This is a genomic window from Caulobacter sp. SRI_014 (assembly GCF_057586315.1).
On record NZ_JBYCZQ010000001.1, the window covers coordinates 336,784 to 351,047 of the forward strand.

The window sequence follows — 14,264 nt, forward strand, 5'->3', positions numbered from 1 at the left end:
CCGCGAAAAATTTGAAGGAGGATCGAAGGGTCCGGGCGGCGATCACGCCGCCCGAGAGATTTCGATCACCCGTTCTCCAGCTCGACGTTGAGGCCGAGCGACCGCATTTCCTTGACCAGCACGTTGAAGCTTTCCGGAATGCCGGCCTCGAAGGTGTCGTCCCCGCGGACGATGCTTTCGTAAACCTTGGTCCGTCCGGCCACGTCGTCCGACTTCACCGTCAGCATTTCCTGCAGGGTGTAGGCGGCGCCGTAGGCTTCGAGCGCCCACACTTCCATTTCCCCGAAGCGCTGACCGCCGAACTGGGCCTTGCCGCCCAGCGGCTGCTGGGTGACCAGGCTGTAGGGGCCGATCGAGCGGGCGTGGATCTTGTCGTCGACCAGGTGGTGCAGCTTCAGCATGTAGATGTAGCCGACCGTGACCGGACGCTTGAACTGCTCGCCGGTCTGGCCGTCGAACAGGATCGACTGACCCGAACGGGCCAGGCCCGCCGATTCCAGCAGATCCTCGATATCGCCGATGTGGGCGCCGTCGAAGACCGGGGTGGCGAACGGCACGCCCTTGGAGAGGTTGCGGGCCAGTTCGACCAGCTCTTCCTCTTCCTCGGGCAGCGGCACGTCAGGGCCGTAGATCTCGCCGAGACGGTCCTGCAGGGCCTTCTTCTGTCCGCCATGTTGCCAGGCTTCCAGAAGGGCGGCGATCTGCTTGCCGAGACCGGCGGCGGCCCAGCCGAGGTGGGTTTCGAAGATCTGACCGACGTTCATGCGCGACGGCACGCCCAGCGGGTTCAGAACCACGTCGACGGCGGTGCCGTCGGCCAGGTGGGGCATGTCCTCGATCGGCAGGATCTTGGAGATGACCCCCTTGTTGCCGTGACGGCCGGCCATCTTGTCGCCGGGCTGAAGCTTGCGCTTCACGGCCACGAAGACCTTGACCATCTTCATCACGCCGGGGGGCAGTTCGTCGCCGCGCTGCAGCTTGTCGACCTTGTCCTCGAAGCGACGGTCGAGACGCTTGCGGGCCTCGTCAAACTGGCGGCGCAGGGCCTCCAGCTCGCCCATGGCCTTTTCGTCGTCCAGAGCGATCTGCCACCACAGGCCCGGAGCGATTTCGCCCAGCTTGTCGGCGGTGACTTCGCCGCGGCCCAGGCCCTTGGGACCCGAGACGGCGACCTTGCCGGTGATCAGCTCGCGCAAACGCGCGGTCATGTTGCGGTTCAGGATGGCGAACTCGTCGTCGCGGTCCTTGCCCAGACGGTCGATTTCCGACCGTTCGATGGCCAGGGCGCGTTCGTCCTTGTCGACGCCGTGCCGGTTGAACACCCGCACTTCGACGACGGTGCCGGCGACGCCCGGGGGCAGGCGCAGGCTGGTGTCGCGGACGTCCGAGGCCTTCTCGCCGAAGATGGCGCGGAGGAGCTTTTCTTCCGGCGTCATCGGGCTCTCGCCCTTGGGCGTGACCTTGCCGACCAGGATGTCGCCCGGCATGACCTCGGCGCCGATCGCCACGATGCCCGCCTCGTCCATGTTGCGAAGGGCTTCTTCGCCGACGTTGGGGATGTCGCGGGTGATTTCTTCCGGGCCCAGCTTGGTGTCGCGGGCCATGACTTCGAACTCCTCGATGTGGATCGAGGTGAAGACGTCATCGCGCACGATGCGCTCGGAGATCAGGATCGAGTCTTCGAAGTTGTAGCCGTTCCAGGGCATGAAGGCGACGAGGGCGTTGCGGCCCAGAGCCAGTTCACCGAGATCGGTGGACGGGCCGTCGGCGATGATGTCGCCGGCGTTGATCTTGTCGCCCACCCGCACCAGCGGACGCTGGTTGATGCAGGTGTTCTGGTTGGACCGCTGGAACTTCGACAGGCGGTAGATGTCGACGCCCGGCTTGGTCGGATCGGTTTCCGCGGTGGCGCGGATAACGATACGGGTGCCGTCGATCTGCTCGACCACGCCGGTGCGGCGGGCGATCACGACAGCGCCGGAGTCCCGGGCCACGACGTCTTCCATGCCGGTGCCGACCAGCGGCGCGTCCGACTGGACGAGCGGCACGGCCTGACGCTGCATGTTCGAACCCATCAGGGCGCGGTTGGCGTCATCGTTTTCCAGGAACGGGATCAGGGCGGCGGCGACCGACACGACCTGCTTGGGGCTGACGTCCATCAGGTCGACGTCGGCGCGTTGCAGCAGGCCCGGTTCGCCGTTGGTCCGGCCGGGGACCAGATCATCGGTGATGCCGCCATCGGTGATGGAGATGTTGGCCTGGGCGATGACGTGCTTGGCCTCTTCCATGGCCGACATGTAGACGACCTCTTCCTGAGGCCGGCCGTCGAGCACGCGGCGGTAGGGGCTTTCGATGAAGCCGTACTTGTTGATCCGCGCATGGGTCGCGAGGCTGTTGATCAGACCGATGTTCGGGCCTTCCGGCGTTTCAATCGGGCAGATGCGGCCGTAGTGGGTCGGGTGAACGTCGCGGACTTCGAAGCCCGCGCGCTCGCGCGTCAGACCACCCGGGCCAAGCGCCGAGAGACGGCGCTTGTGGGTGATTTCCGACAGCGGGTTGGTCTGGTCCATGAACTGCGACAGCTGCGAGGAGCCGAAGAATTCACGAACGGCAGCGGCGGCCGGCTTGGCGTTGATCAGGTCGTGCGGCATCACGGTGTCGATGTCGACGCTCGACATACGTTCCTTGATGGCGCGCTCCATGCGCAGCAGACCGACGCGGTACTGGTTTTCCAGCAACTCGCCGACCGAACGGACCCGGCGGTTGCCGAGGTTGTCGATGTCGTCGATTTCGCCGCGGCCGTCGCGCAGGCCGACCAGGACCTTCAGCACTTCCAGCACGTCTTCCTTGCGCAGGACGCGCAGGTCGTCGTCGGTCTGTTGCTCCAGGCGCATGTTCATCTTCACGCGGCCGACCGAGCTCAGGTCGTAGCGCTCAGAGTCGAAGAACAGCGACTTGAACATGGCTTCGGCGGCTTCCACCGTCGGCGGCTCGCCCGGGCGCATGACCCGGTAGATGTCGAACAGGGCGTCTTCGCGGGTGACGTTCTTGTCCACGCGGACGGTGTTGCGCATGTAGGCGCCGACCGTGACGTGGTCGATGTCGAGCACGTCGATGGTGGCCAGGCCCTGGGCTTCCAGGACCTCGATCACGGTCGGGTCCAGCTCGTCGCCGGCCTCGGCGTAGATCTCGCCGGTTTCGTAGTTGACGGCGTCGCGGGCCAGGTAACGGCCGGTCAGGGCCTCCGGACCGAGCAGCAGGGTCTTCAGACCGCCGTCGGCCAGCTTCTTGGCGTTACGGGCGGAGATCTTGGTGCCGGCCGGAGCCACTTCCTCGCCGGTGTCGGCGTCGATCAGCGGGAATTCCGGCTTCACACCGCGCCAGCGCTCGGCCTTGTACGGGGTGGCCCAGCCTTCGGCGGCGCCGGTGCGCTTCTCGAAGGGGACGACGTCGTAGAAGGTGGTGAGGATCTCTTCCCCATCCATGCCCAGCGCCATCAGGAAGGTGGAGGCGGGCAGTTTGCGGCGGCGGTCGATACGGACGTAGACGATGTCCTTGGCGTCGAATTCGAAGTCGAGCCACGAACCGCGGTACGGGATCACCCGGGCGGCGAACAGCAGCTTGCCCGAAGAGTGGGTCTTGCCCTTGTCGTGGTCGAAGAAGACGCCGGGCGAACGGTGCATCTGCGAGACGATGACCCGCTCGGTGCCGTTGACGATGAACGTGCCCTTGTCCGTCATGAGCGGGATGTCGCCCATGTAGACGTCTTGTTCCTTGATGTCCTTGACCGACTTGGCGCCGGTCTCTTCTTCCATCTCGAACACGATCAGGCGCAGCTTGACCTTCAGCGGCGCGGCGAAGGTCATGTCGCGCTGAATGCACTCTTCAACGTCGTACTTGGGCTCCTCGAACTCGTAGGAGACGTACTCGAGCACGGCGCGCTCGTTGAAATCCTTGATCGGGAAGACCGACTTGAAGACGGCCTCGACGCCCTGGTCGCGGCGGTCCGCGTGGCGGACTTCGCGCTGGAGGAACTGCTCGTACGAAGACCGCTGAACCTCGATGAGGTTCGGCATCTGCACGGCCTCGGGGATGCGGCCGAACGACTTGCGGATCCGCTTCTTGCCGGTGAAGGAGTGCGCCATGTTTTTCCTTAGCGGCGCGGGAGGGTTCCCGCGCGTAGAATGCCTTCGCGTCCACCCTCGGCTTGCGCCGGACGCTGACAGGCCCCTGTCCGTCGGGGCCGCCCTTCGCAACAGTCCGCAGGGTGGGCGGACCGGCCATCGGGCATACACGCGCGCGAGATCGCATCTCTAAAGAAGACGGAAATTTCGCGAGACGGGGGAAATAAGGGAAATCCACAGCGAATGGAAGGGGGCGCCCCGGTTTAATTTGACATTTCCGTCATCGCGGAGAAGCCCGCTTGCGAAGCGGCGAATTTCATTGGAACAATAGGAGAACATTCTCCCTTTACGTCTTTGGGGCTCCCGATGGGGCGATCCGCGGTTTCCGGTCGTGGTCTGGCCTGGCTTGCATCCGTGCGGCGGCCCCCGGGGTTGATGCTGGCGATCGCGGCAGGGTTCGCTGGCCTGGCGGCCCTCGCCCTGGCCGCGCCTGAACAGCCTCCCGACCGAACGCGCGAGCCCTTCGTCTGGCAGCGGGTGGAGCCGCTGATCGGCTGGCCCTTGCCGGAGCAGTCGCCGCCGCTGCCGCCATTGCCGCTCGTCATCGACCGTTTCGATCTGGTCCAGACACCCGCCCTGCCGCGCAAGGCCAACCATCTCCACGAGTGGTTTCCGTCGTTTCCGGCGGCCGAGGGCGAGACGGGCGATCCTCAGACCTATGCCATCGACAACCTGCGCATCACGATCGGCGCCGCCCAGCAGACCGTGACCGAAGGCGTGGCCGAGCCGGGTCTGAGCGGCGCCGTCGTCATGGTCGAGGCGCCCGGCATGACTCCCTGGCGCACTCGGCTGACCGACACCCGGACCAGGGTCGAGTTCGGGGTCGGCCGCATCGATCCGGCCCGGCCGGGCCCGCAGATCCTGATCGGCATCGATTCCGGCGGGCGGCGATGCTGCGTCCAGTATGTCCTGCTGACCCCGCGGGACGGCCAATGGCGCGAGACCCTGATCAACGATCTGGAGGCCGGGGACGAGGGCCTGTTCGACGGCTGGCCGGTCGATCACGACGGCGACGGCGCTCCCGAACTGCGCTTTCAGCAGAGCTGGTACAACTACCTGAGCGAGGTCTGGCCGCCGCCGATCTATCGGCAGGTTCGGGATGGCAGGATCACCGACGTCACCGACCGGCCCAGCCTGAGACCGCAACTGCGCGCCCGGATGGACGAGGCTGAGGCCTACTGCCGACAGCACAGGAACGAAGGCTGCGCCACCCTGGTGTTGATGGCCGGCAAGCTGGGCGGAGAGGACCGCGCCTGGCGGATCTTGCTGGCCAACTACGACCGCGATGGTCCGCGCGGCGCGGACTTTCCCGACGACATGCGGCGTTATCGCTCCGACGGCGGGGAGGCCTGGCGATGAGCCGGATGCTGTCGCCGGCGCCCCTGCCAGCCTGGATCGCTTTGGGCTTCTTGGCGCTGGGTCTGCTGGGCGCCTCGGGCTGGCGGCCGGATCCGCCCAGGCCTCTAAGGCTCAACGTCGCGGCCACCCGGCCCCCGCCGCCAAGGCCTGCCCCCGTGTCGGTCAGCAAGCCGCCCGCCGCCATACCCGACCCCAAGCCTTCGAAGCTGGCGTCTGTGACCTGGCTCAAGGGCCGCGCCCTGCACGAGTGGACCACCTACGACGCCGGCAATCCGCGCAGCTATCAGGTGGGCGCGGTCAAGCTGACCTTCTCCAGCGATGGCGATACGCCCGAAGAACTGGCGAAGGACGAGGGTCTGCGGGTCACCCTGCGCGCCCCGGGGGTGAAGCCGGAGGTGCTGCAGTCGCCTGACGCGAGGCCGCGCGCTGCCTTCCGGGTCGGGCGACTGGACCCAGGGCGTCCTGAGCCGCAGGTGCTGATCATCGCCTACAGCGGCGGCTTCCATTGCTGCCACAACCTGATCCTGGCCAGCCCGCGCAGGGGAGAATGGCGTTTCGAAAGGCTGATCGCGCTGGACGGCGACCTGTCGGAGGACTGGCTGAAGGACAGGGACGGCGACGGCCTTCCGGAGATCGTCGCCACCGACGACGCCTTCCTCTACCGGTTCTGCCCCTATGTCTGCAGCCTGCCGCCGCCCATCGTCTACCAGGTCGAGAACGGCGGGGTCGTCGACGTCAGCAACCGCCGCGCCTTCCGCGAGATCTTCGAGAAGGCGCTGCCGGAACTGACCCGGCGCTGCAAGGACCACGAAAACTCCGCCTGCGCCTCGATGGTGGCGGTGGCCTCGCGGCTGGGGCGCAGGGAGCGGGCCTGGAAGATCATGCTGGCCCACTACGACCCCAAGGACGACTGGCCCCTGCCCCGCTGGTGCCGCATCGACCCCGGCGAGGCCGAATGCCCGAAGGACAAGCTGGAAACTTACGAGCGGTTTCCCGACGCCCTGTTCGCCTTCCTGAAGCACGAAGGGTATGGCAACAGATCAGGGTCGGCGAAGATCGATCCTGATCGAGGGGGAAGACCATGGTGAAGGCGTATCTGGCGGCCATCCCGCTGATGGCCCTGCTGACGTTCGGCGGCTGCGAGAAGCCGTCAGCGGCCCCCAGGGCGGCGGCGGCCAAGGCCGAGACGCCTCCCACGCCTGAATCGGTGGCGGCCAAACCGCTGGTCGCCGGCCAGGCGACGAAGGTTCGCACCAACTACTGGGAATCCTGGAGCGCGGACGATCAGGGCGATCCGAAGACCTACCGCGTCGGCGAGGTCACCCTGACCTTCCGCGCGCTGATGACCGAGACGGACAGCTACGGCACGCGCAAGTCCGGCATCGCGGTTCTTGTCGAGGCGCCCGGAATGGAGCCCTTCCGGCTGAACGACGACGGCACGATGGCGCTTACCAGCTTCGGTGTCGGGCGGATCGACATGACCCGGCCCGGTCCGCAGATCCTGCTCGGCATCTTCACCGGCGGCGCACACTGCTGCACCCGCTACGTCCTGCTGACCCCGAACGGCAAGACCTGGACCCAGACCGACCTTGGCATGGTCGACAAGTCGATGAACGACTGGCCCGGCGACCTGAACGGTGACGGAAAGCCCGAGATGCTGATCGGCGACGACCGTTTCAACTACGCCTTCGCCTCCTATGCCGGCAGCTGGGCGCCTTACGCTTTCTGGCAGATCGAGGACGGCAAGGTGGTCGATGTCAGCGCCGACAAGGGCTTTGCCCGGCTACATCGCGCCTATGCGAAGGACGCCGAGGTCGACTGCCGCAAGCACGACAACGGGGCCTGCGCCGGCTTCGTGGCCGCCGCCGCCCGGGCCGACGACTTCGAGCGCGCCTGGCAGGTGATGTTGGACAGTTACGACCGCGACGACGACTGGACCCTGCCGACCGGCTGCAAGGTGGCCCCCGTCGAGTACGAATGCCCCAAGGGCCAGGAGATCACTTACAGCAACTACCCGGACGCCCTGCGCGGCTTCCTGAAGGACTACGGCTACATCCCGCGCTGAGCTGTCCTAGAGATAGCCTGTGTGTTCCAGCCCCTCGCGCAGGGCGGCAGGGAAGTCGCTCCGCCAGTCCGAGGGATCGTCGCTGCATCGCTCCTTGCCGCGGTGCTTGACGCATCGCGCCGACCAGGGCTGCTCCCGGTCGTAGTTCTTGAGCATGATCTTCCAGGCCCAGTCGAACCGCCCCTGTCGCGCCGCGAGAGCCACAAACGCCGCGCAACTTGAGTTGTCGTGATCCGCGACGCAGCCCTTGCGCGCCTGCTCCATCCGACGGCTGAACCTGGCCGCGAAGGCCTTGCGGTTCGAGATGTCGACGAGCTTCCCGTTCCGGATCAGCAGAATCTTTTCGGGCGAGGACCACCGGCCATAGGCATGGAACTGCTGATAGTAGTCCATGTCGGTCGCGGCGAATTCCGGTGAGCCATCGCCGTCATGATCCGTCAGGCGATCACCAACGCCGACATCCGACCACCGGCCCAGCTCCCGGCTGCGCCAGCCGCCGCCGGTCGGCGTCGCCAGGTCCAGCGCGACGCAGCAGCTGAACCCGCTGTTGCGGCGGACGACAACCACCTGTGGCCCTGGCCGGGCCATGTCCAACCGACCGACGGCGAACGACAGTCCCAGCGCGGCGTCGTACTCGAACGTCCGGGTCCTCAGGCCAGGCGCTTCGATCCGAATACGGGTGTTGCTCACCTCCGGCTCGGCCGTGATCGTCAGCCGCACCTTGCCGACCAGAAAGGTCTGGGGATTGCCATTCGCGCGGGACCAGAAGTGGAACGCGCCGAGCTTCACCTGGACCGGCGGCTGCGGCCGAGGTTCTGGCGGCGGCGGCGACTCCGCAGGCGCTATCGGGGGCCCCAAGAAGGGCTGCACCCGCGGCGGACCATGCCGCGCATTGTCCGCCGTCGTCACGGGCTTGAGACGCCATTCTACAGGCTTCGGAGTCAGTCGCCCCATCGCCGCCAATCCCAGGATGCCGACGGCGATCCAGACAAGCATCGGCGCCGGCCGCGCCAGAAGGACGGGGAGGAAACGGATGAGGGCGGCCATGGGGGCACGATGACTGGAGGAGCGATGTTCTACATGTGTTCCACGCCGGTCGTTGCGCCGCAAGGGGGCCGGCCACCCCGATTGCAAAGAATTCTCCGGCGCTTGCCCCGGCCGCCCACGGAGGGTCTTATGCCCGCCCGTTTCGAGCTGATTTCGTAGAGTTCGCCGTGATCCGTCCCCTCCTCGCCGCCACGCTCCTGGCCCTGCCGCTGACCGCCGGCGCCGCCCTCGCCCAGCCTCAGCCGGCGCCCTTCGAGAGCACCATCCCGACGGCGAAGGACATCCCCTACCCCGGGACCATGAAGCTGGTCGTCGACGCCACCGATCTGGACCGCCGGATCATGACGGTGAAGCAGACCATTCCCGTCGCCGGGCCCGGCCCGATGGTGCTGCTCTATCCCGAATGGCTGCCCGGCAAGCACGCCCCGCGCGGCGAACTTGAAAAAGTCGCTGGCCTGAAAATCACCGCCGGCGGCAAGACCCTGATCTGGCGGCGCGACCCGGTCGAGGTCTTTGCCCTGCACATCGACGTGCCGGCCGGCGCCAAACAGGTCGAGCTGGAGTTCCAGTTCCTGTCGGCCACCGCCACCGATCAGGGCCGGGTGGTGATGACCCGCGAGATGCTGAACCTGCAATGGAACTCCACGGCATTCTACCCGGCCGGCTGGTACACCCGTCAGATCCCGGTCGAGGCCACCGCCATCCTGCCCGAGGGCTGGGGCTACGGCGTCGCTCTCGATAAGGCGTCGAGCAAGGGCGATACCCACACCTTCAAGACCGTCAGCTTCGAGACCCTGGTCGACTCGCCGATGTTCGCCGGCCGCTACTATCGCCAGTTCGACCTCGACCCGGGCGGCCGCAGCCCGGTGAAACTGAACGTCGTCGCCGACCGCCCCGAACTGCTGGAGGCCAGCGAGGAGCAGATCAGGCTGCACCGCAACCTGATCGTCCAGGCCGACCGGCTGTTCGGCACGCGTCAGTACGACCGCTACGACTTCCTGCTGGCCCTGACCGACCGCATGGGCGGCATCGGCCTGGAGCATCACCGCTCCAGCGAAAACGGCCGCGACCCGGAATACTTCACCAGCTGGGACAAGAATGTCTCCGGCAGGGGCCTGCTGCCGCACGAGTACACCCACAGCTGGAACGGCAAGTTCCGGCGGGGCGCCGATCTGTGGACCCCCGACTACGCCACCCCGATGCGCGACAGCCTGATGTGGGTCTACGAGGGCCAGACCCAGTTCTGGGGCGTCATCCTCACGGCCCGCTCGGGGCTCGTCACCCGTGAGCAGGCGCTCGACGACATGGCGATGACGGCGGCGGCCTACGACGCCCGCGTCGGCCGCCAGTGGCGCGACATTGCCGACACCACCAACGATCCGATCATCAGCGCCCGCAAGCCCAAGGGCTGGCTCAGCTGGCAGCGCAATGAGGACTACTACACCGACGGTCTGCTGGTCTGGCTTGACGCCGACAGCCTGATCCGCGAGCGCACCGACGGGAAGAAGTCGCTGGACGATTTCGCCCGGGCCTTCTTCGGCGTCGAGGAAGGCTCCTGGACGCCCAGGACCTATGTCTTCGAGGACGTGGTGGCGACGCTCAACGCCGTCACCCCCTACGACTGGGCGACCTTCCTCAAGGACCGCATCGAGGGTCGCGGCCGGCCGGCCCCGCTTGACGGTTTCAAGCGCGGCGGCTGGAAGCTGGTCTATGCCGAGACCCCCTCGGCCTATCAGAAGGCGGCCGACACGGCGGCCAGGCGCCACGACTTCACCTATTCGATCGGCCTGAACCTCAAACCCAGCGGCGAAATCCAGGGCGTGCAATGGGACGGCCCGGCCTTCAAACAGCGGCTGGTGGTCGGCTCGACGGTCGTCGCCGTCGATGGCGAGGCCTACAGCGAAACCCGCATGAAATCGGCGATCACCCGGGCCAAGGGCGGCAAGACGCCGATCCAGCTGATCGTCAAGGACGGCGATCGCTTCCGCATCGTCGACATCGCCTGGCACGGCGGCCTGCGCTATCCGAAGCTGGAGCGCATCGAGGGCACGCCCGACCGCTTGGGCGACCTGCTCAGCGCCAAATAGAAAAAGGGCCCGCGGATTGCTCCGCGGGCCCTTCCTATTTCGAACAGCCGAGGCTGCTGCGAAGCTTACTTCACCTGGACGGTGGCGCCGGCTTCGGTCAGCTTCTTGGCGATTTCGTCGGCGGTGGCCTTCGAAACGTTCTCGACGACGTTCTGCGGAGCGCCTTCGACCAGGTCCTTGGCTTCCTTCAGGCCGAGGTCCGGACGGACGCCGCGGACTTCCTTGATCACGTTGATCTTCTTGTCGCCACCGGCGGTCAGAACAACGGTGAACTCGGTTTGCTCTTCAGCGGCTTCAGCCGGAGCAGCGGCGGCCGGGCCGGCGGCGGCCATGGCGACCGGAGCAGCGGCGCTGACGCCCCACTTTTCTTCCAGCAGCTTGGACAGCTCAGCGGCTTCCAGGACGGTCAGGGCCGACAGTTCGTCAGCGATCTTTTCAAGCTTCGACATTTTCAGTTCCTAGTGTGTGCCCTTGCGGGGATGAGAGGTTCTTGCGGAGATGATCTGCGTTTTTACGCGGCGTCTTTGGTGGCGTAGGCGTTGAACACCCGCGCCAGCTGACCAGCCGGAGCCTGCAGGACGCCGGCGACCTTGGTCGCGGGAGCCTGGATGAGCCCGATGATCTTGCCACGCAGCTGGTCGAGCGAGGGCAGCGAAGCCAGCGACTTGACGCCGCTCTCGTCCAGCACGGTCGCACCCATCATGCCGCCAACGACGACGAGCTTGTCGTTTTCCTTGGCGAACTGGGTGATGACCTTGGCGGCGGACACCGGATCCGGCGCATAGGCGACGGCGGACGGGCCGGTGAACAGGCTGGAGCCCGCTTCCGATTCCGAACCGACCAGAGCCTTGATGGCCAGGGTGTTCTTCACCACCTGAAACTTGGCGCCTTCTTCACGAAGGCGGCCACGCAGTGCAGTCATTTCCGCAACGGTCAGACCCAGGTTGTGGGTCACGACCACGGCGCCGGCGTCGGCGAAAACGCCCTTGAGCGTATCGATCGTCGCCTGCTTTTGAGCGCGGTCCATTGCGGTCTCCTACTCGGATGACGTCCCGGTTGCCCGGGTCGCCGGTCAAGGTTGTCGGCATGGGCAAGCCCAGGCTCTCAACCGTCTAAAACTGTCCGAAGGAAGCAGCGGACCCGCTGCGGCACTCAGGTGAGGCCGGCGCGAAATCTCGACTGTCATCCCCGTCTCCGAACGGTCAGGAAGGGCTCTTCCTGGATAAAGGCTGTGGTGACCCCACCGCCCCGCTGTTCACGGACAGGTACCGCCCATGGACGAGTCCATCGACGGAAGCCGGCGCGTATAGGGGAATGAGGCGAGGTTGGCAACCGCTGACGGACAGAACCGTCCCGGTCAGCGCCCCAGTTCGTCGATCCGCCGGTCGAGGTTGGCCATGACCTTCTCGAACCGCTCGCCGCCGACATCCTCCCAGCCGAGCGACTGCAGGGAGACCGGCCGCGCCGTGCCGAAGGCCGACAGGCTGGAGATCAGCAGCAGCGCCTCGATCTGGGCGGCCCGCGGCTTGAGGTCGCCAGCCAAGCTGATCATGTAGCCGACGACATTGATGCCCGGGGCCCAGACCTGATCATAGAGGATGGCGAAGGCAGGTCCGGGCTCGGACATTTCGCGCAGGACGAAACCGGCCCAGGCCTCGGCCTCGCGGGCCTCCATCATCTGGTCGGCCAGGGCGCGCACGACCAGCTTCAGGGCGGCGCGGGCCTCGTCCGGCGTGTGGCGGGCCTCCAGCATGACCTGGGCCTGCAGCACCGGGGCGACCATGCGGCCGCGATAGCGTTCGACGATCTCCTCGGCGCAGGCCAGGTACAGGCCCTCCTTGCCGCCGAAATAGTACTTCAGGGCCGGCAGGTTGACCCCGGCGGCCTCGGCGATCTGGCGGGTGGTCGCGCCCTTGAAACCGCCCTCACCGAAGGCGGCGAGGGCCGCATCGAGAATGCGCAGACGCGCGGCCTCGCCCTTGGCGTAGCCCGAAACCTCCCTCGCCCGTCCCTCGATCCTCGACATCTCTTCGGTATGCCATCCGCTTGCGGTCATGGCTATCCGGCGATACAAGATGATTTATATCATTCGATACATTTTTGGATGGAACCGCGCCTTGCTCGACATGACCTCCTACCTGGGCTGGAAGATCGATTTCAAAAGCCCGGCCGGCGAGATGGCTCTGGCGTATCCAAGCTCGGTGCAGTGGCGCGTGTACAAGAACCCCATTGCGCTCGCCATCGGCGGGGTGGCCGCCGTGCTGCTGGAGTTCGCCGACGCCCGCATCCGCTCGGGCGTCTGGGACCACTCGACCTACAAGGCCGACCCCATCGGTCGCTCCAAGCGCACCGGCGTCGCCGCCATGGTCGGCTGCTATGGCCCGGCCAGCGCCGCGCGGCGGGTGATCCAGGGCGTCACCAACATGCACAGCCGGGTGACCGGCGAGACGCCGACGGGCGAGGCCTACGAGGCGCTCGATCCCGAACTGCTCGACTGGGTGTCGGCGACGGCGGCCTACGGCTTTCTCAACGCCTACGACCGTTTCGTCGCCCCGGTGTCGGAGGCCGACAAGACCCGCTTCTACCAGGAGGGCGCGCCGATCGCCGCCCTGTACGGCGTGCAGAACCCGATCGCCTCGACTGCCGACTTCATGGCCATGATGGAAAAGCTGTCGCCCCGCTTCGAGGCTCACCCCATCGTCGATGAGTTCCTCGGCATTATCACGTCGGGCCAGGCGGCCCCGTCGGTTCCGAAGTTCCTGCACAGGGCCCTGGCCCGCGCCTCGGTCTCCCTGCTGCCGCCGGTCGTGCGCAAGGCGCTCAAGTTGGGCAAGGAATGGGACCTCAGCCCCGCCGACATCATCGCCCTGAAGCTGGCCGGCAAGCTGGCCGACAAGGTTGTTCCGCCCAACGCGCCGCACACCGACGCCTGTCTGCGTCTCGGCCTGCCGGCCGACTTCCTCTACCGCAAGCCGGCGGTGCAGCAGCGGCTGCTGGAGGAAGCGGGGCTGGCCGAACAGCCGGTGGCGAAAGCCGCCTGATCTGTGCGATGGCGGAAAAAAGGCCGAAAATTTCGCCCCTTAACCTTGTAAGTCCTTAATTCCCCCACATTTTATCCACAGCCTAAGGAACGTCTTCCTCCCCGAAGACATTCTTGCCAGTGATCGCGGAAGTCGATCGCTTCTCCAGGCTGTGACCTCGCAAAAGCGCTGGCCACGGGTTTGCGAGCCACCTCGATGTTCCACGATACCCGCACCCTTGAAGCTGCTGTCTGGCGCGCCTTCGACGCCAGGCGCCTGCGCAAGTTCCGCCCCGAAGCCCAACCAACCGCGCGCGGCGAACACGCCCGCCTGTTGGCCATTGCCGCCGCGCGCCGCCTGCGCGCCGTGGAGCGGATGCTCGACCAGCGCCCCGAAGACGCCGACTACTGGAAGGCGGTTGCCCCGTCCGCGCTCGGCCGCGCTCGCGACTGGCGGGTGGCCGATGGGTTCGTGGGCCTTCCTGGCTGACCATCCGGCCAAA

General features: G+C 66.5%; 11 protein-coding genes. 6 read left to right on the top strand and 5 right to left on the bottom strand.

Annotated features, from left to right (window positions below):
• Positions 1 to 65: 65 nt before the first annotated feature.
• The gene (gene rpoB / locus AC2YG9_RS01820) at positions 66 to 4,145 is read right to left on the bottom strand and encodes a DNA-directed RNA polymerase subunit beta (protein WP_487296214.1); all 4,080 of its coding nucleotides are present in this window, start codon (positions 4,143 to 4,145) and stop codon (positions 66 to 68) included.
• 345 nt (positions 4,146 to 4,490) lie between these two features.
• On the opposite strand from rpoB, the gene AC2YG9_RS01825 reads away from it, so the two are divergent.
• The 3 genes from AC2YG9_RS01825 to AC2YG9_RS01835 are packed head-to-tail and all read left to right on the top strand — an operon-like array spanning position 4,491 to position 7,608.
• Complete coding sequence (locus tag AC2YG9_RS01825) at positions 4,491 to 5,543, top strand: hypothetical protein (RefSeq protein ID WP_487296215.1); 1,053 nt, start codon at positions 4,491 to 4,493, stop codon at positions 5,541 to 5,543.
• Positions 5,540 to 6,631: a hypothetical protein gene (locus tag AC2YG9_RS01830; protein ID WP_487296216.1), complete on the top strand. Its 1,092-nt coding sequence runs from the start codon at positions 5,540 to 5,542 to the stop codon at positions 6,629 to 6,631. Before AC2YG9_RS01825 ends, AC2YG9_RS01830 begins: the two co-directional genes overlap by 4 nt.
• Entirely contained in the window at positions 6,625 to 7,608 is a 984-nt protein-coding gene (locus tag AC2YG9_RS01835) for a hypothetical protein (protein WP_487296217.1), read from the top strand. The genes AC2YG9_RS01830 and AC2YG9_RS01835 overlap by 7 nt, the downstream gene beginning before the upstream one ends.
• 6 nt (positions 7,609 to 7,614) lie before the next feature.
• Here AC2YG9_RS01835 and AC2YG9_RS01840 read toward each other — a convergent pair whose 3' ends face one another.
• On the bottom strand, positions 7,615 to 8,655 hold the full coding sequence (locus AC2YG9_RS01840; RefSeq protein ID WP_487296218.1) for a hypothetical protein: 1,041 nt from the start codon (positions 8,653 to 8,655) through the stop codon (positions 7,615 to 7,617).
• 167 nt (positions 8,656 to 8,822) lie between these two features.
• On the opposite strand from AC2YG9_RS01840, the gene AC2YG9_RS01845 reads away from it, so the two are divergent.
• The gene (locus AC2YG9_RS01845; RefSeq protein WP_487296219.1) at positions 8,823 to 10,742 is read left to right on the top strand and encodes a M61 family metallopeptidase; all 1,920 of its coding nucleotides are present in this window, start codon (positions 8,823 to 8,825) and stop codon (positions 10,740 to 10,742) included.
• A gap of 65 nt (positions 10,743 to 10,807) precedes the next feature.
• Here AC2YG9_RS01845 and rplL read toward each other — a convergent pair whose 3' ends face one another.
• The 3 genes from rplL to AC2YG9_RS01860 form a co-directional block, all read right to left on the bottom strand.
• Positions 10,808 to 11,191 (bottom strand): 50S ribosomal protein L7/L12, encoded by a 384-nt coding sequence (rplL, locus tag AC2YG9_RS01850; protein ID WP_487296220.1) that lies wholly within the window; start codon positions 11,189 to 11,191, stop codon positions 10,808 to 10,810.
• 62 nt (positions 11,192 to 11,253) lie between these two features.
• On the bottom strand, positions 11,254 to 11,769 hold the full coding sequence (gene rplJ / locus AC2YG9_RS01855) for a 50S ribosomal protein L10 (RefSeq protein ID WP_487296221.1): 516 nt from the start codon (positions 11,767 to 11,769) through the stop codon (positions 11,254 to 11,256).
• Positions 11,770 to 12,099: 330 nt separating this feature from the next.
• Positions 12,100 to 12,768 carry a CerR family C-terminal domain-containing protein gene (locus tag AC2YG9_RS01860; protein ID WP_487296222.1) on the bottom strand — a complete coding sequence of 223 codons (669 nt, stop codon included), beginning with the start codon at positions 12,766 to 12,768 and terminating at the stop codon, positions 12,100 to 12,102.
• A gap of 100 nt (positions 12,769 to 12,868) precedes the next feature.
• Between AC2YG9_RS01860 and AC2YG9_RS01865 the strand changes: the two genes are divergently transcribed.
• Positions 12,869 to 13,783 carry an oxygenase MpaB family protein gene (locus AC2YG9_RS01865; protein ID WP_487296906.1) on the top strand — a complete coding sequence of 305 codons (915 nt, stop codon included), beginning with the start codon at positions 12,869 to 12,871 and terminating at the stop codon, positions 13,781 to 13,783.
• Positions 13,784 to 13,978: 195 nt separating this feature from the next.
• Positions 13,979 to 14,251 (top strand): hypothetical protein, encoded by a 273-nt coding sequence (locus tag AC2YG9_RS01870; RefSeq protein WP_487296223.1) that lies wholly within the window; start codon positions 13,979 to 13,981, stop codon positions 14,249 to 14,251.
• Positions 14,252 to 14,264 lie beyond the last annotated feature (13 nt).